The following is a 16,581-nucleotide window of genomic DNA, read 5'->3' as shown; positions in this document are numbered from 1 at the left end:
GAGCACAGCATGAAACTCGCTTTTGCCGCCACCACCGCCCTGCTGCTGACCGCCTGCGCCGGTGGGCTCGACACCGCCCACTCCGACCTGCAACACCAGCGCTGGACCCTGGCCACCGTCAATGGCGAGCCGGTCGCCGTCGACATCGGCTCGGAGCTGGCCATCGGCGAGCACATGGCCATCAGCGGCCTGGCCGGCTGCAACCGCTTTTTCGGCAGCGCCAGGGTCGAACAGGGCCGGCTCAGGGCGGATCCCCTGGCCAGCACCAAGATGGCCTGCCTGTCCGGCCGGATCCAGCGGATCGAAACTGCGGTACTGACCACCCTCAACCAGGGCGCCGCCATCAGCCTCGACGACCAACAGCTGACCCTGACCGGCAGCGACTACACCCTGGGCTACCGGCTGGCCGAGGCGGACTGATATCATGAGCGAACATTTCCTGATCTGCCCGGCCTGCGGGGCCAAGAACCGGGTGCCGGCGGCCCGGCTGCTACAGGCCCCCCAGTGCGGCAAGTGCAGGGCGGCGCTGCTGCCCGGCGCGCCGCTGGAGCTCGACGGCCCCCGGCTCGATCGCCTGCTCGCCCACGAAACCCTGCCGTTGGTGGTCGACTTCTGGGCGCCCTGGTGCGGCCCCTGCAAGATGATGGCGCCGGTGTTCGCCACCGCAGCCGGCGAGCTGGCCGGCCGGCTGCGCCTGGCCAAGCTGGATACCGAGGCCCACCAGGCCGCCGCCGCCCGCTTCGGCATCCGTTCCATCCCCACCCTGCTCGTCTTCTCCGGCGGCAAGGAACTGGCCCGCCAGTCTGGCGCCCTGCCCGCCGGCCAGCTGCGCCAGTGGTTGAGTCAGTTTTATTGAGTAGAAACGGTTAACCTGCCCGAGCACGCGACCGATGGGCCGCGTGCTCCCCTCCCTTCCTTGGCGTCATATCGCTCATCTTCACGCCTTGAAACGCGGATGAAGGGCCAGCAGTAACTTCAAATTTATTGAATAACTAACTCTAATATCCCCGCTGGCTATCCCTGCCCGGTCGTCCACAATAGTCCTATCACCACAACGGAGGGACAAGATTATGGGCAAGCTGGTAGAAGGCGTCTGGCATGACGTCTGGTACGACACCAAAGCCACCCAGGGCCGTTTCGAGCGCAGCCAAAGTCAGTTTCGCCACTGGATCACGCCGACCGGCGAGGCGGGTCCCAGTGGCCAAGGGGGCTTCGGGGCCGAGCCGGGCCGTTATCACCTCTATGTGTCCCTGGCCTGTCCCTGGGCCCACCGCACCCTGATCATGCACAGCCTCAAGGGGCTGGAGGACATGATTTCCGTGTCCGTGGTGCACCCGGTGATGCTGGAGCACGGCTGGACCTTCGCTACCGACTTCGAGGGCGCCACCGGCGACGGCCTCCATGGCTTCGACTACCTGTACCAGCTCTACCTCAAGGCGGATCCCCGCTATTCCGGCCGGGTCACGGTGCCGGTATTGTGGGACAGGCAGCGGCAGACCATCGTCAGCAACGAGTCCGCCGACATCATCCGCATGCTGAACGGCGCCTTCGACGGCCTCGGCGCCACCCCGGGCGACTACTACCCGCCGGATCTGCGCGAGGAGATCGACGACATCAACACCCGGGTCTACGACCAGGTCAACAACGGCGTCTACCAGGCCGGCTTCGCCACCGATCAGCAGGCCTACGACGCCGCCGTGTCGGCGCTGTTCCACGGGCTGGACCGGCTGGAACAGCGGCTGACCGGCCGGCGCTATCTGGCCGGCGACCGGCTGACCGAGGCCGATATCCGGCTGTGGACCACCCTGGTGCGCTTCGATGCGGTCTATCACACCCATTTCAAGTGTGATCGCCGTAAAATAGCGGAATATCCCAACCTGTACGGCTATCTGCGCGATCTGTATCAACTCCCTGGCGTGGCCGATACCCTGGATATGGCCCATATCCGCCATCATTACTTTCGCAGCCACCCGACCATCAATCCCCACGGCATCGTCTCCGTGGGACCGGTCCAGGACTGGCGCCAGCCCCACGACAGGGCCAACCGTTTCAACTGAGGAGCAACCGATGCCATCCCGTAAGATCACCGCCCTTTATCCGGCCATGGAAACCCGCGACGGCGCCGGCGTGCGCCTCCAGCGCGCCCTGGGCCAGCACCAGGATCAGCGCATGGATCCCTACCTGATGATGGATCATTTCTCCTCGATTGATGCCGCCGACTATATCGCCGGCTTCCCCGACCATCCGCACCGGGGCTTCGAGACCATCACCTACATGCTCGACGGCCACATGCTGCACCAGGATCACATGGGCAACCAGGGCCACCTCAAGGCCGGCGACCTGCAGTGGATGACCGCCGGGCGCGGCGTCATCCACTCGGAAATGCCCCAGCAGGAAGCGGGTCGGATGCGCGGCTTCCAGATCTGGCTCAACCTGCCCGCCGCGCTCAAGATGCAGCCGGCCAGCTATCAGGACATCCCCGGAGCCAGCCTGCCCCGGGCCCCGCTGGACGGCGGCGGTGAGCTTATCCTGCTGGCCGGCGAGCTGGAGCTGGCCGGGCAACGGCTGCGAGGGCCCATCCACAGCGAGCATACCCGACCGCTGATCGCCGACATCCGGCTGGCGCCCGGCGGCGGCCTGAGCCTGCCGCTGGCGGCCGAACTCAACGCCCTGGTGTACGGCTTCGAAGGCGAGGCCCGCATCGCCGGTCAGGTGCTGTCCGGGGAGCACTGCGCCCTGCTCGGCGCCGGCGACCGGCTCGAACTGGCGGCGGGCGAGGCCGGCGCCAGGCTGCTGCTGCTGGCGGGCCGCCCCCTGCATGAACCCGTGGTGCAATATGGCCCCTTCGTGATGAATTCCGTTGCCGAAATTGAGCAGGCGATAATGGATTACCGGGCGGGCAAACTGGTATAAAGAGGTTTTTATTCCGTTAGGTATGCCCCATGGACGCGCTTGAGCAAGATCGCTTGAAACGTATTCTTTCCAACACCCGCAGCATCGCCCTGGTCGGCGCCTCCAACCGCCCGGATCGGGCCAGCTACCAGGTGATGGAGTATCTGCTGCAACACGGCTACCAGGTTTATCCGGTCAACCCGCAGCTGGCCGGCGCCGTCATCCTCGGCCAGACCTGCGTGGCCGGCCTGGAAGACCTGGATCAGCCGGTGCAACTGGTCAACGTGTTCCGCCGTGGCGAGTTCGCCGCCGACATCGCCCTGGAAGCGATCGAGCACGAAACCCTGTGCCTGTGGCTGCAGGAGGGCATTACCAGCGAGCAGGCCGCCGAGTCCGCCGCCGAGGCCGAACTGGAATACGTGGAAGATCGCTGTATCAAGGTGGTGCACCAGCAGTTGCTGGGATAATCTGAGTCAAAAGGGGCCATAGGCCCCTTTCAGCTTGATGGCAACGTCGTTGTCATGACCGCATAAGCCGTTCCCTTTGTCCGCCTGTTCTGACATAGACGTTGACTGTCCAGGTAAGCCTGAAGGTTTGCCAGCAGTCTGCTTTTTCTTTTATCGGGTGTCCGCCTCCAACCTGGCCGGCACGCCCGCTTCCTGCTCCGGCGCTTCCGCCCGCTGACCCAGCAGCCGCAGCCCCAGCCCCATGACCCCGGCGCTGGCAATCAGCCCCAGCCACCAGGGCAGGCCGTAGGCCACGGGAACGATGGCGCATACCGTGCTGATCACCCCCACGAACAGGGCGTAGGGCAACTGGGTGCGCACATGCTCCACCAGGCCGCAACCCGAGGCCATGGCCGCCAGCAGGGTGGTCTCGGCCAGCGGCGAACAGTGATCGCCCCATACCGCGCCGGCCAGCACCGCCGCCACCGAGGCGTAGAACAGGTGCATGGCTTGCGGATCGCCGGCCAGGCCGTGGTGCTGCAGCACCGCCCAGGCCAGGGGCACCACCAGTGGCATCATGATACCCATGACTCCCCAGGAGGAGCCGGTGGCGAAGGCGGTGAAGGCAGACAGCAGGAAGACGCTCACCGGAATAAGCTCGGGACTCAGGCTGTCGCTCAGCACACTTACCAGATAGTCGCTGGTGTGCAACGCCTCGTTCACCGACGACAGCGCCCAGGCCATCATCAGTATGGTGATCGGCAGCAACATCGACTTGACCCCCTCGAACCAGTAGTGGGCGGTCTCGTCCATACTGAGCAGGCCCTGCAGCCGGGTCATGGCCAGCGCCACCAGGGTACTGAGCAATGAGCCCCACATCATGGCGGTAAAGGAATCGCCGTTGCCGAACACGTCACGCAGGCTGGCTTCGGCGGGAAAACCCAGCTCGCTCATGCCGGTGTACCAGATACCGCCCAGGGTGGTGAACACCAGCACCGTCATCGGGATGATGGCATTCAATGCCCGATGGGGGATGCCCGGCTTGGCGTCGATACTGGCCTCTTCGGCGATGGCTTCCCGGTCGGTGAGCGCCTCGTCCTGCTCGCCGTGCTGCTGTACCGCCCGGATTTCCGCCTTCAGCATGGGGCCGAAGTCGCGGCCGCTGAGGCTAATCATAAACACGAACAGCAGCGCCAATATCGGGTAGAAGCTGTAGCCGATGGCGGCCAGGAACACGCCGTAGGCAGAGCCCTCGAAGCCCTCCAAAGGCCGCAACGCCTCGTCGATCAGCCCCACCTGAAAGCCTATCCAGGTGGTCACCAGCAGGATGGCGGATACCGGCGCGGCGGTGGAGTCGACGATATAGGCCAGCTTTTCCCGGGAGATGCGCAACTTGTCGGTGATGTTGCGCATGGTGTTGCCGACGATCAGCGCGTTGGCGTAGTCGTCGAAGAAGATGGCGGTACCCAGCAGGCCGGTGGTGGTCTGGGCGCTGCGCCGACCGCGCACGAAGCGGGTGATATGGCGGGCGATGCCGACGGTGCCGCCGTTGCGGGAGATGATGCCCACCATGCCGCCGATCAGCAGGCAGAACAGCACCACCGACATGTGTTCCGAGTCACTGGCGGCGGTCAGCACATGCACATTGACCGAATCCAGCACACTGGTCAGCAGCCGCTCGCCCGCCAGGCCATAGCCCAGCCAGCCGCCGATGCAGATGGCGACGAACAGCGCCAGTATCACCTGGCGGAACACCAGCGCCAGCAGGATGGCGAGCAGGGCCGGCAGCACCGACAGCCAGGCGGCGATGGCCGGGCTTTGAGCCTCTGCCAGCACCCCGCCGTTGGCGTCCACCAGCGTCAGGGCGGCACGGTCGGCATCGGTCACCAGGCCCTCCACCACCGCCTCGCCGCCCTCGAACTGCAGGCCGTGGCGTTCGCCGTCCAGCGCCAGCCACAGGGGCTGCGCCGGTATCCCTTCCACCGTGACCTCGAAGGGCACGCCCTTCAGTACCAGGGCCGGCGGGCTCAGTTCCCATTCCTCCCCCGCGGCCCTGAGGCCGCCCGGCCACAGCAGCACCAGGGCCAGCAGGGCCGTCAGCAGCCGCCCGAATGATTGTTGATATCCTTCCATGGTTTTTTCCTCTTTACACCGAACGCAGATACCAGTCGTACTCCTGAGAGCTGACATGGCGCATAAACAGCTGCCGCTCGCCGTAGCGGTTGGCGTGGTAAACCCGGCAGAACTCCGCCCCCAGGTAGGACGGCAGCACCTCGTTGCGCTGCCACTGATCCAGCGCCTGGATCCAGCTGTTGGGCAGGCTGGGAGGATGACTGGCGTAGGCGTTGCCGGTCACCGGCGTCGGCGGACTCAACCGCTGGCTGATGCCGAGGTGGATGCCCGCCAGTATGCTGGCCACCAGCAGGTAGGGGTTGGCGTCGGCGCCGGCCACCCGGTGCTCCAGCCGGCGCGCCTCGGCGCTTCCGCCGGGAATGCGCACCGCCACGGTGCGGTTGTCGGCGCCCCAGGTCTGGCTCATGGGCACATAGAAACCGGGCTGGAAACGGCGGTAGCTGTTGGCGTTGGGGGCGAACACCACCATCGACTCGGGCATCAGCGCCAGCACCCCGGCCACCGCCTGGCTCAGCGTCTCGCTACCCAGGCCCTGGTCATTCTCGCTGGCGAAGCAGTTGCGGCCCTGCTCGTCAAGCAGGCTCACATGAATATGAGTGCCGCTGCCCGCCTCCTGGTTGTAGGGCTTGGCCATAAAGGTCGCCTCCATGCCGTGGCGGGCCGCCACCCCCTTGATCAAGCGCTTGAGCAGCACCGCCTCGTCGCAGGCCTGCATGGCGTCGGCCCTGTGCTTGAGGTTGATCTCGAACTGACCCGGGGCGCACTCGGCGATGGCGGTGTCCACCGGCAGCTGCTGGGTCAGGGCCGACTGATGAATGCTTTCGATAAAGTCGCAGTAGTCGTCCAGATCCGACAGGGAATACACCTGGCACTGCTTGTCCCGCTTGCCGGTCACCGGCGACAGGGGCGGCTGCAGCTGGTGCTGGCCGTCCCGCTCCCGGTCCACCACGTAAAACTCGGTTTCCACCGCCACCACCGGGGTCAGCCCCAGCTCGGCGAAGCGGTCCAGCACCCGCCGCAGCACATGACGGGGATCGTAAACGAAGGGGCTGCCATCGTTTTCAAACATGCTCATCAGCACCTGGGCGCAGGGCCGGTCCTGCCAGGGCACCCGGCTCAGGGTGCCCGGCACCGGGAAGCACAGCCGATCCCCCTCTCCCTGATCCAGACCCAGCCCGGTTTCTTCGATGGTATTGCCGTTGATATCCAGCGCGAACAGCGATGCCGGCAGGCAGACCCCTTCTTCGTAGGCCTTGAGCAGGCTGTCCCGGGGGATGCGCTTGCCGCGCACCACCCCGTTGATGTCGCCGATCATCAGGTCGATGGAATTGATATCCGGGTTCTGCTCCAGAAACGCCCGGGCCTCTTGCATGCCCCTGTCACCCATAGTGAACTCCATGTTGTCTTTTAATAACCACCCCAAATTCAATATCGTTATAAAATAATCAACATGCCAGGGCAATCCACCAGACGGAAATAAAGTTAAATTGTTGTAACAAACAGTTAACCACATCACATTTTAGGCATAAATACGGATTTTTATTCCCTTTTCACTCTGGCATTAACGGCCGTCACGTGCTCTTATTCTTTACATGAGCAACACCGCTGGTGTTGAATATATAAAACAATCATATTTATCGGGTAGCAATATGGAAAGAAAAATGCACAACCCCGTGGTGGGCGTCAGCGCCTGCCAGCGTCAGATAGAGGGGCATGGCTGCCATATGGTGGTTAACAAGTACGTCACGGCCCTGCGCCAGTCGGCGGAGGTGGAGGTGGTGCTGCTGCCGGCCCTGAGCGAGGGACTGAACCCGGCGATCCTGGCCCGGCTCGACGGCCTCTGCCTGACCGGCAGCTACAGCAATGTGGAGCCCCGCCATTTCGGCCAGGCTCCCTGGCCCGGCGACTGCCGCTACGATCCGGCCCGGGACGGTTCGGCCCTGTCGCTCGTCCATGAAGCCCGCCGCCTGCAGCTGCCCCTGCTCGGCATCTGCCGGGGGCTGCAGGAAATGAACGTGGCCTACGGCGGCAGCCTGCGCCAGCCGTTGCAGGAGCTGCCCGGCCTGCTCGATCACCGGGAGCCGGCCGCCGACGACATGGACGAGCACTACCGGCCCGCCCACGGTATCCGCCTCAACCCGGACGGCCTGCTCGCCCGGCTCACCGGCGAGCCGGCCTTCGAGGTCAACTCCCTGCACCAGCAGGGCATCGACCGGCTGGGCCAGGGCCTGCTCGCGGAAGCCCTGGCTCCCGACGGCCTGATCGAGGCCATCAGCGATCCGGCCCAGCCCTTCGCCCTGGGCGTGCAGTGGCACCCGGAATGGCGCAGCGACGAGCATCCGCTCTACCGGGCCATCTTTACCGCCTTCGGCGCCGCCTGCGCCCGGCACCGGCAACGTATCCTCGCCTGAAAAAGGCGCTTTATTCCGAAAGAGGGACAGGCTACTGCCCGCCCCGCTAGCACTTAAACAGCTGTTCCAAACCGTGATAGGTCATTTGGGACAGCGACCGGGTAGCGCTAAGCAGACCCTCCGCGCCAGGGATGGCGCGGCGGAGCCCCGAGGGGGCGAGCTTGTCTCGCCGGGACGAACTGTTTCAGCCAAACCGAACATCCAGAGAATGTTCGCAGTTGGCTGAAACAGTGAGTGCCACACCTCACGGCGAGTCTGTGTGCGGTATCCGGTCGATGTAGCACCATTGGGAACTGTTACTCGAACAACCCTGAACACGCCTGAACAGGCCCGGACGACAAGGACATCATCATGCAACAACACGACACCCACACCCTGCGCCAGGACGACGGTCGCCACCACCTGCATCCCTTCACCGACACCAAGGCGCTGGGCAGCGGCAGCCGCATCATCACCGGCGCCGACGGCATCTATATCCACGACTCCGAAGGCAACCGCATCCTCGACGCCATGTCCGGCCTCTGGTGCGTCAACCTGGGCTACGGCCGTCGCGAGCTGGTGGAGGCCGCCGCCACCCAGATGACCGAGCTGCCCTACTACAACAACTTCTTCAAGACCGCCCACCCACCGGCGATCAAGCTCGCCAAAAAGCTGACCGAGCTGGCGCCCGAGCACATCAACCATGTGTTCTTCACCGGCTCCGGCTCCGAGTCCAACGACACAGTGGTGCGCATGGTGCGCCGCTACTGGCAGCTCAAGGGTCAGCCGAACAAGACGGTGATCATCGGCCGGCGCAACGGCTACCACGGCTCCACCCTGGCCGGCGCCAGCCTGGGCGGCATGGCGCCGATGCACGAGCAGGGCGGCCCCATGCTGCCGGACGTGGAGCATATCGCCCAGCCCTACTGGTTCGGCGAAGGCCGGGAAATGAGCCCGCAGGAATTCGGCCTGCTGGCGGCCCGCTCCCTTGAGCAGAAGATCAAGGAACTGGGAGTGGAACGGGTGGCCGCCTTTATCGCCGAGCCGGTGCAGGGCGCCGGCGGCGTCATCATTCCGCCCGACAGCTACTGGCCCGAAATTCAGCGCATCTGCGACCAGTACGGCATCCTGCTGATCGCCGACGAGGTGATCTGCGGCTTCGGCCGGCTGGGCCAGTGGTTCGGCAGCCAGCACTTCAACATCAAGCCCGATCTCATGCCCATCGCCAAGGGACTGTCTTCCGGCTACCTGCCCATCGGCGGCGTGCTGGTCGGCGACCGGGTGGCCGAGGTGCTGATCGAGCAGGGCGGTGAGTTCTACCACGGCTTCACCTATTCCGGCCACCCGGCCTGCGCCGCCGTGGCACTGCGCAACCTGGAGCTGATGGAAGAAGAAGGCATCATAGCGCGAGTGCGCGAAGTCACCGCGCCCTACTTTGCCAAGCAGTGGGCGACCCTGGCCGATCACCCCCTGGTGGGCGAGGTGCGCAGCCTGGGCTTGCTCGGCGCCCTGGAGCTGGTGGCCGACAAAGCCACCCTGGCCCGCTTCGAGCCGGGTGTCGGCGGCCAGTGCCGGGACAACTGCTTTGCCAGCGGCATCGTGATGCGCTCGGTGGGCGAGACCATGGTGGTGTCCCCGCCCCTGGTGATCACCGAGGCGCAAATAGACGAGCTGGTGCGCCTGGCCCGCCAGAGCCTGGATCTCACCGCCCGCCAACTGGGCCTGATGGACTGAGGTTAGCCGATGAGTGAAAAAACCTTTGCCGACTGGCAGGCCCTGAGCGAAGGCCTGCAACCCGAGGGTCGGGCCTTTGTTCAGGGACGCTACTGCGAGGCGGCGGGCGGTGATCGCTTCGCCACCCTCAACCCGGCCAACGGCCTGCCCCTGACCCTGGTGGCCAGCTGTGACGAGCAGGACGCCGAGCTGGCGGTGGGCCACGCCCGCGCCGCCTTCCGCCGGGGCGACTGGTCGACACTGGCCCCGGCCGGGCGCAAGGCCGTGCTGCTGCGACTGGCCGGGCTGGTGGAACGACATGCCGAGGAGCTGGCCCTGCTCGACAGCCTCGACATGGGCAAACCTGTCCGCGATGCGCTGCAGGTGGATCTGCCCGCCGCCGTGCACTGCCTGCGCTGGAACGCCGAGGCCATCGACAAGATCTACGGCGAGGTGGCCCCCACCGGCCCCGACAGCCTGGGGCTGGTGACCCGTGAGCCGCTCGGGGTGGTGGCCGCCCTGGTGCCCTGGAACTTTCCGCTGATGATGGCCTGCTGGAAAATCGCCCCGGCGCTGGCCGCCGGCAACGCGGTGATCCTCAAGCCCTCGGAGAAATCGCCGCTCAGCGCCATCCGGCTGGCGGCCCTGGCGCGGGAGGCGGGCATTCCCGACGGGATCCTGCAGGTACTGCCGGGCTACGGCCACACCGTGGGCAAGGCCCTGGCCCTGCACCCGGAGGTGGACGCCCTGGCCTTTACCGGCTCCACCCGGGTGGGCAAGCTGCTCACCCAGTACGCCGGCGAGTCCAATATGAAGCGCACCTTTATGGAATGCGGCGGCAAGAGCGCCAACATCGTCTTCGCCGACGCCGGGGATCTGGAGCGGGTGGCGCGGGAGGCCGCCCAGGCCATCTTCTACAACCAGGGCGAGGTGTGTATCGCCGGCTCCCGGCTGCTGGTGGAAAACACCGTCAAGGAGGAGCTGGTGGAGCGGATCCTGCACCACGCCCGGGCCTGGCAGCCGGGCCATCCGCTGGACCCCCAAAGCCCCATGGGCGCCATCGTGGACGCCGCCCAGCTCGACGGTATCTGCGGCCATGTGCACCGGGCCCTCGCCCAGGGCGCCCGGCTGCGCCTGGGCGGCGAGCCGGTGCTTACCGACGGCGGCGGCTGTTATTTTCCGCCCACGGTGTTCGACGAGGTGCACAACGGCATGGCCCTGGCCCGGGAGGAAATCTTCGGCCCGGTGCTGGCGGTGATCGGCTTCGACAGTGCGGACGAGGCGGTGGCCATCGCCAACGATTCCCCCTACGGCCTGGCGGCGGCGGTGTGGACCCAGAGCCTGGACCAGGCGCTGACCACGGCGCGACGGCTGGAGTCGGGCCAGGTGTTCGTCAACAACTACGCCGGCGGCGACATGACGGTGCCCTTCGGCGGGGTCAAGCAGTCGGGCAACGGCCGGGACAAGTCGCTGCATTCCCTGGCGGAATACAGCCAGCTGAAGACCACCTGGATAGCCCTGAGCGGCCACTGAGGTTTCCTTTACCAAAACGGAGGGCTCCATCATGGAGCCCTCCGCTTGATGGCCAGGTTGTCTGCCATGCCCGTAGAGGTCGGCCAAAGGGCACGATTCCGCCGACACGCTGTGAATACCTCCCTGTACGCTCTCTGTTTCGTCCCTGAAACAGAAGGTCGGCCGAGTCGTGCCCTTTGTCCTCCTTTAGGCACTGATACCGCCTGTTGGCGGCAGCCAACTCGGCAACCAGGGGAGAGGCAATAGGGAGTCCTCCGCCGACCGTGAAATGCCAGGGATGGCATTTCCGAGCGTACAGGGGGCGAGCTTGCTCGCCGTGATGAGTCGTTTCAGCCTGACCGAACATCCAGTGAATGTTCGCAGCAGGCTGAAACGGCGAGTGTCAGGTTCCGAAGCGTGTCGTCGGAGGTGGCCCTGTTGCCTCTTATCTACGCTCACAACAGACGGCCCGATGTGATTAATGGCCAAGCTCCGGAGGCCCTATGCGGGAGCGATCATCTTGCCGATAAGCCCACAGAGGGCCTGCAGCTCCCGCCGCACCGGCTCCTCGAAGGGAAAGCCGATATTGATGCGCAGACAGTCCCGATAACGATCGGAGGCGGTGAACAACGCGCCGGTGCGGATATCCAGCCCCGCCCGTTCCGCCGCTCGATCGAGGGCATCGCCGTCCAGCCCCGGCACCTGGATCCACAACACCAGGCCGCCGTCGGGCTGGCTGATGCGGCACCCTTCGGGCAGGTGGCGGACCAGATAGTCGAGATACAGCGGCTTGTGCCGGGCCAGCCGGTCACGGCTGCGCCTGAGGTGCCTGGCGTAGGCACCGCTGTCGATAAAATCGGCCAGCGCCAGCTGCATCAGGGTCGGCACCCCCAGCGCCCGTTGCACAAAGGGCCGGAAATAGCGGCCCGGCCGGCACCAGCCCAGGCGATAGCTGGGCGACAGGGTCTTGGACAGGGAGCCGCACCAGATCACGAAGCCGCCCTCGTCATGGTAGGCGGCCGGCAGCGGCACATGCGGGTGGTGCGCCAGCTCGAGGTAGACATCGTCCTCGATCACCGGCACCCGGTAGCGGTTGGCCAGCTGCGCCAGCCGCCGCTTCTGCGCCACCGACATGGTGATGCCCTGGGGGTTCATGTGCGTGGTACAGAACAGTCCCGCCTGCACGGTGCCGAGCCGCAGGTGGTGCTCCAGCTGCGCCAGATCGATGCCCTCTTCCAGCGACGGGATTTCCACGATGCGCAATGACAGCTGCGCCAGCACCTCCAGCAGGCCGTTGTAACAGGGCGAGCTGATGGCGACGGCGTCACCGGGCCGGGTACAGACTTCGAGCGCGGTCTTCACCGCGTCCATGCAGCCGTGGCCGATCACCAGCTCGTCGGCATCCATCGCGAAGCCGCACTGGCCGAAGTGGCCGGCCAGGGCCTCGCGCAGCGCCTCCTCCCCCTGCGGCGCCGGATAGCGGTCGAGGCGTTCGGCGGTCGCCCTCATGGCCCGGCGGAAGCTGCGCTCCAGGGCGGCCCGGCTGGCCTCCTCCAGGGACAGGCGCGAGGTGCCCAGGGGGCCGCTCAGGGTGGCGGGGTGGCGATAGGCCACCGCGGGGGTGGCGAGCCGGCTTTCGAACGGCGCCCATTCGGGCCTTTGGGTGGCGGGGCGGCGCGATGCGACGAAGAAACCCGCCTTGGGCCGCGCCTCCAGCCAGCCGAGGGATTCCAGCTCGGCGTAACAGCTGACGGCGGTGGACAGGCTGACCCCCTGCTGCCGGGCGAACTGCCGCAGCGACAGCAGGCGATCGCCGGCGGCGAGCCTGCCCGCCCGGATGTCGCCGATAAATTTCTCCGCCAGCTCCCGGTATTTCGCCATGCCCACCTCATCTGTACCCATTAAATTTCCAAAAATTGTATCTGTACCGATTTCTGCCCGCAAGCGACACTGGCTCCGTCACATATCAACAGGGGGAACGGGATCTATGCAGGGTCGGGATTTATTGCTCATCGTATCGGTGATGGCGATTTGGGGATTCAACTTTTCGATGATCAAGCTCGGGGTCACCGGGATGGATCCGTTGTTGATCGCGGCGGCGCGCTTCGCCTGCGCCACCTTTCCCATCATTTTCTTTATTCGCCGGCCCAAGGTGCCCTGGCGCTACCTGATGGGCTACGGCCTGCTGTTCGGCACCGGCATCTGGGGCATGGCCTCGTGTGCCATCACCTTCGGCCTGTCGTCGGGCATGGCGTCGGTGCTGTTGCAGCTCGACGTGCTGACCACTGTGCTGGTGGGGGTGCTGCTCTACAAGGAGATCATCTCCCCGCGCATGTGGTTCGGCATGGGGATGGCGCTGGTGGGCCTGGTGGTGTCGATCCTCTACACCAACGGCAACGTGACCCCGGCGGGGGTAGCCTTCATCCTGATCTCCGCGATCTGCTGGCCGCTGGCCGGAGTCATGGTGCGCCAGTCGGGCACCCGCTCGCCCTTCGCCTTCAATATCTGGGGCATGCTGTTCGCGCCGCTGCCGCTGATCGGCCTGAGCCTGCTGTTCAACGGGGTGGAGGTGCTTGAGATCACCTACCGGCAGTGGAACGCCGAGGCCTGGATCTCGGTGCTGTTCCAGGCCTACCCCACCACCCTGTTCGGCTACTGGGTGTGGAACAAGATGCTGCTCAAATACCCCATGAGCCAGATGGCACCGCTCACCCTGCTGGTGTCGGTGTTCGCGCTGGCCAGCGGCTACCTCATCTACGGGGAGCGGTTGTCCGCCGCCCAGTGGGTGTCGTGCAGCGCTTTCCTGCTGGGCGTCGGCCTGGTGCTCTACCGGGGGCCCTTGCCCGGCGCGGCCAGGGCGGCGGGGCAAAAGGCGGCTCCTTAAGGTTGATCGCGCCGGCCTTGATGTTTCAAACACGGGTCCGGCAGCAGCGAGGGCGTCCTATGGTGGCACTTTCGGTTTGTGGACGAAGTTGCCTGAACAGCTCGAGTCGGCCTTTTGAACGGATAGTGGTAAACTCCCGGCCATCTTTTTCGTTGCGGGAAAATCCTTTATGACTATCGGCATTATCGGCGCCATGGAGCAGGAAGTGGCCGAGCTCAGGTCCCGGCTGGCGGATGCCCAGACCACCACGGTGGCGGGCTGCGAATTTTACCGGGGCCGGCTGGCCGGCAGGGAGGTGGTGATCACCCGCTCCGGTATCGGCAAGGTGGCCGCCAGCATGGCCACCACCCTGCTGCTCGAGCGTTTCGCTCCCGCCTGCGTGATCAACACCGGCTCCGCCGGCGGCTTCGATCCGGCGCTGCACGTGGGCGACGTGGTGATCTCCAGCGAGGTGCGTTTCCACGACGTGGACGTCACCGCCTTCGGTTACGAAATGGGACAGATGGCGCAACAACCGGCGGCCTTTGCCGCCGATCCCGCGCTGATCGAACTGGCCCGGGAATGCCTGGCCGAGCAGCAGGACATCGCTTCGGCGGTGGGCCTGATCTGCACCGGTGATCAGTTTATGCACCGGGAAGACCAACTGAACAAGGCCGTCACCGATTTTCCCCTGATGAAAGCCTGCGAGATGGAGGCCGGCGCCATCGCCCAGGTGTGCCACCAGTTCCGGGTACCCTTCGTGGTGGTGCGCGCCCTGTCCGATATCGCCGGCAAGGAGCAGGCCGAGTCTTTCGAAGCCTTCCTGGACGTCGCGGCCCGCCACTCCTCCGCCATGGTGCTCGCCATGATCGAGCGGATGCAGGGCTGACTCCCATGCCCTACCCCGCCCTGTTCGAGCAACCACTCACCCTGCTGAGCATCGCCGTGGTCCTGAGCCTGCTGCTGCCCGCCGGCACGGTGCAGGGCTGGCAGCTCAGGGGCCTGGCCTTGCTCGGGACCCGCCTCAACGGTGAGCACTACTCGGCCCGCTACCTGCGGGCGGCGGGCGCCGCCCTGCTGCTGTGCCTGCTACTGCCGCTGCTGGCCGCCTACTGGGCCCTGGCCACGCTGGCCCCCTGGCCGGCGCTGCTGGAACCCCTGCTACTGTGGTGCTGCCTGGATCTGGGCCGGCTCAGCCGCGCCCTGCCCCGGTGTCTGGCCCAGATAGAGACGCAACGTCCGCTGGCCCGGCTGACGCTGGCTCCCCTGTGCCTGCGCCAGACGGATCCGCTGTCGCCCCTCGGCCTGCACAAGGCGGTGGCGGAAGTGGCGCTGCTGCGCCTGGCCGGTGACTTCGCCCTGCTGTGCTGGTACCTGGCCGGGGGCATCTACGCCGCCCTGCCGTTTGCCCTGCTGCGCGGCCTGGTGCAGGCCTGGCCGGTCAAGCTCAGCCACTGGCGCGCCTTCGGCGCCACCCCCTCCCTGCTGTACCGGGCCATGGCCTGGCTGCCATTGCAGCTGCTGGCGCTGACCCTGCTGATTTACCCCGGCTCCGTCCGGGCGGCGAAAGCCTGGCCCCAGGGACGGTTGTGGCCCTATCCCGCCGCCGGCCGCCTGCTGGCCGTGGCCGCGGCAGGAATCGACGTCGGGCTCGGCGGCCCGCGCCGTTACACCGATGCCACCGATTACTACCCCAAGCTCGGCAGCAGGAACTATATCAACGAGACCGGTGCACGGGCGCTGTTGCGGCGCCTGCTGATGGCTTTGCTGTTCTGGTGGACCTTGGCCTGGGCCGCGATACTGGCGCCGCTGCTCCATGGTTAGGCCGCTGCTCCTGTTGCTGACGCTGCTGGCCGGCGCCGGAGCGACCGCCGCCGAACCGGCCCGCCGTATCGTCAGCCTGACCCCCCATATTACCGAGATGCTGTTCGCCATCGGCGCAGGCCCGCAGGTCATCGCCACCGACGAGGCCAGCGATTATCCGCCGGAAGGCACCGCCCTGCCCAAGGTCGCCAATTACCGATCCATCAACCTGGAACGGATACTGGCACTGCAACCCGATCTCATCGTCGCCTGGCGCAGCGCCCAGCACCTGCAGCTTCAGCCGCTGGTACAACTGGGCATCCCCGTCGCCTATTCCGAGCCGGCGCAGCTGCGGGATCTGGCCGACGAGCTGGAATACCTGGGCAGGCTGACCGGGCGGGAACAGACCGCCGCCCGGGTCGCCGAGCACTACCGGCAACAGTTGGCGGAGCTGGCGCAGCGACACCGCCAGGCCGCCCCGGTGACGGTGTTTTACCAACTGGGCGCCACCCCGCTGATGTCGGCCAACGGCAGCACCTGGATGGGGCAGGCGATCCGCCTCTGTGGCGGCATCAATATCATGGCCGACAGCCAGGCACCCTATCCCCAGGCGGACACCGAGTTTGTGCTGGCCCGGGATCCGGACGCCATCCTGGGCGAGAGCGCAGCGGAATTGCACTACTGGCGACAATGGCCGGCCTTGCAGGCGGTGCGCCGGGGCCATCTGTTGACGGTGAACGCGGACTTGCTGCACCGTATCACCCCCCGCACCCCGGAGGGCATCCGCCAGCTGTGCCAACAGCTGGACCGGGTGCGGGTCGATTAGGGG

At 66.0% G+C, this 16,581-nt stretch carries 15 protein-coding genes; 12 read left to right on the top strand and 3 right to left on the bottom strand.

Annotated features, from left to right (window positions below; translation table 11 throughout):
* Positions 1 to 9 precede the first annotated feature (9 nt).
* The 5 genes from C7H85_RS17675 (at position 10) to C7H85_RS17655 (ending at position 3,359) form a co-directional block, all read left to right on the top strand.
* The gene (locus C7H85_RS17675) at positions 10 to 420 is read left to right on the top strand and encodes an META domain-containing protein (protein WP_106731030.1); all 411 of its coding nucleotides are present in this window, start codon (positions 10 to 12) and stop codon (positions 418 to 420) included.
* A 4-nt stretch (positions 421 to 424) separates the two neighbouring features.
* Positions 425 to 856 (top strand): thioredoxin TrxC, encoded by a 432-nt coding sequence (trxC, locus tag C7H85_RS17670; RefSeq protein WP_106731029.1) that lies wholly within the window; start codon positions 425 to 427, stop codon positions 854 to 856.
* 214 nt (positions 857 to 1,070) lie between these two features.
* Positions 1,071 to 2,057 carry a glutathione S-transferase family protein gene (locus C7H85_RS17665; RefSeq protein ID WP_106731028.1) on the top strand — a complete coding sequence of 329 codons (987 nt, stop codon included), beginning with the start codon at positions 1,071 to 1,073 and terminating at the stop codon, positions 2,055 to 2,057.
* Positions 2,058 to 2,067: 10 nt separating this feature from the next.
* Complete coding sequence (locus C7H85_RS17660; RefSeq protein WP_106731027.1) at positions 2,068 to 2,913, top strand: pirin family protein; 846 nt, start codon at positions 2,068 to 2,070, stop codon at positions 2,911 to 2,913.
* Positions 2,914 to 2,966: 53 nt separating this feature from the next.
* Complete coding sequence (locus tag C7H85_RS17655) at positions 2,967 to 3,359, top strand: CoA-binding protein (RefSeq protein ID WP_245879711.1); 393 nt, start codon at positions 2,967 to 2,969, stop codon at positions 3,357 to 3,359.
* A 150-nt stretch (positions 3,360 to 3,509) separates the two neighbouring features.
* Here C7H85_RS17655 and C7H85_RS17650 read toward each other — a convergent pair whose 3' ends face one another.
* The gene (locus C7H85_RS17650; protein ID WP_106731025.1) at positions 3,510 to 5,471 is read right to left on the bottom strand and encodes a Na+/H+ antiporter NhaC family protein; all 1,962 of its coding nucleotides are present in this window, start codon (positions 5,469 to 5,471) and stop codon (positions 3,510 to 3,512) included.
* 13 nt (positions 5,472 to 5,484) lie between these two features.
* Positions 5,485 to 6,858 (bottom strand): glutamine synthetase family protein, encoded by a 1,374-nt coding sequence (locus C7H85_RS17645; protein WP_106731024.1) that lies wholly within the window; start codon positions 6,856 to 6,858, stop codon positions 5,485 to 5,487.
* Between the two features lie 274 nt (positions 6,859 to 7,132).
* On the opposite strand from C7H85_RS17645, the gene C7H85_RS17640 reads away from it, so the two are divergent.
* From C7H85_RS17640 to C7H85_RS17630, 3 genes are all read left to right on the top strand, one after another.
* Entirely contained in the window at positions 7,133 to 7,882 is a 750-nt protein-coding gene (locus tag C7H85_RS17640) for a gamma-glutamyl-gamma-aminobutyrate hydrolase family protein (protein WP_106731023.1), read from the top strand.
* Between the two features lie 351 nt (positions 7,883 to 8,233).
* On the top strand, positions 8,234 to 9,595 hold the full coding sequence (locus tag C7H85_RS17635) for an aspartate aminotransferase family protein (RefSeq protein ID WP_106731022.1): 1,362 nt from the start codon (positions 8,234 to 8,236) through the stop codon (positions 9,593 to 9,595).
* 9 nt (positions 9,596 to 9,604) lie between these two features.
* Positions 9,605 to 11,107, top strand: coding sequence for an aldehyde dehydrogenase (locus C7H85_RS17630; protein WP_106731021.1), 1,503 nt, complete (start codon positions 9,605 to 9,607; stop codon positions 11,105 to 11,107).
* 480 nt (positions 11,108 to 11,587) lie between these two features.
* Here C7H85_RS17630 and C7H85_RS17625 read toward each other — a convergent pair whose 3' ends face one another.
* Positions 11,588 to 12,988, bottom strand: a complete 1,401-nt coding sequence (locus C7H85_RS17625; protein WP_210433689.1) for an aminotransferase-like domain-containing protein — start codon at positions 12,986 to 12,988, stop codon at positions 11,588 to 11,590.
* Between C7H85_RS17625 and C7H85_RS17620 the strand changes: the two genes are divergently transcribed.
* From C7H85_RS17620 to C7H85_RS17605, 4 genes are all read left to right on the top strand, one after another.
* Complete coding sequence (locus C7H85_RS17620; RefSeq protein WP_342749351.1) at positions 12,924 to 13,970, top strand: EamA family transporter; 1,047 nt, start codon at positions 12,924 to 12,926, stop codon at positions 13,968 to 13,970. The genes C7H85_RS17625 and C7H85_RS17620 overlap by 65 nt on opposite strands.
* Positions 13,971 to 14,139: 169 nt before the next feature.
* Positions 14,140 to 14,838 carry a 5'-methylthioadenosine/S-adenosylhomocysteine nucleosidase gene (gene mtnN / locus C7H85_RS17615; RefSeq protein ID WP_106731018.1) on the top strand — a complete coding sequence of 233 codons (699 nt, stop codon included), beginning with the start codon at positions 14,140 to 14,142 and terminating at the stop codon, positions 14,836 to 14,838.
* A 5-nt stretch (positions 14,839 to 14,843) separates the two neighbouring features.
* The gene (locus C7H85_RS17610; protein ID WP_106731017.1) at positions 14,844 to 15,773 is read left to right on the top strand and encodes a cobalamin biosynthesis protein; all 930 of its coding nucleotides are present in this window, start codon (positions 14,844 to 14,846) and stop codon (positions 15,771 to 15,773) included.
* Positions 15,766 to 16,578: a cobalamin-binding protein gene (locus C7H85_RS17605; RefSeq protein ID WP_106731016.1), complete on the top strand. Its 813-nt coding sequence runs from the start codon at positions 15,766 to 15,768 to the stop codon at positions 16,576 to 16,578. Before C7H85_RS17610 ends, C7H85_RS17605 begins: the two co-directional genes overlap by 8 nt.
* Positions 16,579 to 16,581 lie beyond the last annotated feature (3 nt).

It is taken from the genome of Zobellella endophytica, assembly GCF_003012775.1.
GTDB classification, from domain to species: Bacteria; Pseudomonadota; Gammaproteobacteria; order Enterobacterales; family Aeromonadaceae; genus Oceanimonas; species Oceanimonas endophytica.
This window is presented reverse-complemented; position numbering and strand designations above follow the sequence as displayed.

Excerpts from the sequence above, each read along its gene's own strand:
- C7H85_RS17675 (WP_106731030.1), top strand. The coding sequence starts at position 10 with ATGAAACTCGCTTTTGCCGCCACCACCGCCCTGCTGCTGACCGCCTGC.
- trxC (WP_106731029.1), top strand. The coding sequence starts at position 425 with ATGAGCGAACATTTCCTGATCTGCCCGGCCTGCGGGGCCAAGAACCGG.
- C7H85_RS17665 (WP_106731028.1), top strand. The coding sequence starts at position 1,071 with ATGGGCAAGCTGGTAGAAGGCGTCTGGCATGACGTCTGGTACGACACC.
- C7H85_RS17660 (WP_106731027.1), top strand. The coding sequence starts at position 2,068 with ATGCCATCCCGTAAGATCACCGCCCTTTATCCGGCCATGGAAACCCGC.
- C7H85_RS17650 (WP_106731025.1), bottom strand. The coding sequence starts at position 5,471 with ATGGAAGGATATCAACAATCATTCGGGCGGCTGCTGACGGCCCTGCTG.
- C7H85_RS17645 (WP_106731024.1), bottom strand. The coding sequence starts at position 6,858 with ATGGGTGACAGGGGCATGCAAGAGGCCCGGGCGTTTCTGGAGCAGAAC.
- C7H85_RS17640 (WP_106731023.1), top strand. The coding sequence starts at position 7,133 with ATGCACAACCCCGTGGTGGGCGTCAGCGCCTGCCAGCGTCAGATAGAG.
- C7H85_RS17635 (WP_106731022.1), top strand. The coding sequence starts at position 8,234 with ATGCAACAACACGACACCCACACCCTGCGCCAGGACGACGGTCGCCAC.
- C7H85_RS17630 (WP_106731021.1), top strand. The coding sequence starts at position 9,605 with ATGAGTGAAAAAACCTTTGCCGACTGGCAGGCCCTGAGCGAAGGCCTG.
- C7H85_RS17620 (WP_342749351.1), top strand. The coding sequence starts at position 12,924 with ATGTCGCCGATAAATTTCTCCGCCAGCTCCCGGTATTTCGCCATGCCC.
- C7H85_RS17625 (WP_210433689.1), bottom strand. The coding sequence starts at position 12,988 with ATGGGTACAGATGAGGTGGGCATGGCGAAATACCGGGAGCTGGCGGAG.
- mtnN (WP_106731018.1), top strand. The coding sequence starts at position 14,140 with ATGACTATCGGCATTATCGGCGCCATGGAGCAGGAAGTGGCCGAGCTC.
- C7H85_RS17610 (WP_106731017.1), top strand. The coding sequence starts at position 14,844 with ATGCCCTACCCCGCCCTGTTCGAGCAACCACTCACCCTGCTGAGCATC.
- C7H85_RS17605 (WP_106731016.1), top strand. The coding sequence starts at position 15,766 with ATGGTTAGGCCGCTGCTCCTGTTGCTGACGCTGCTGGCCGGCGCCGGA.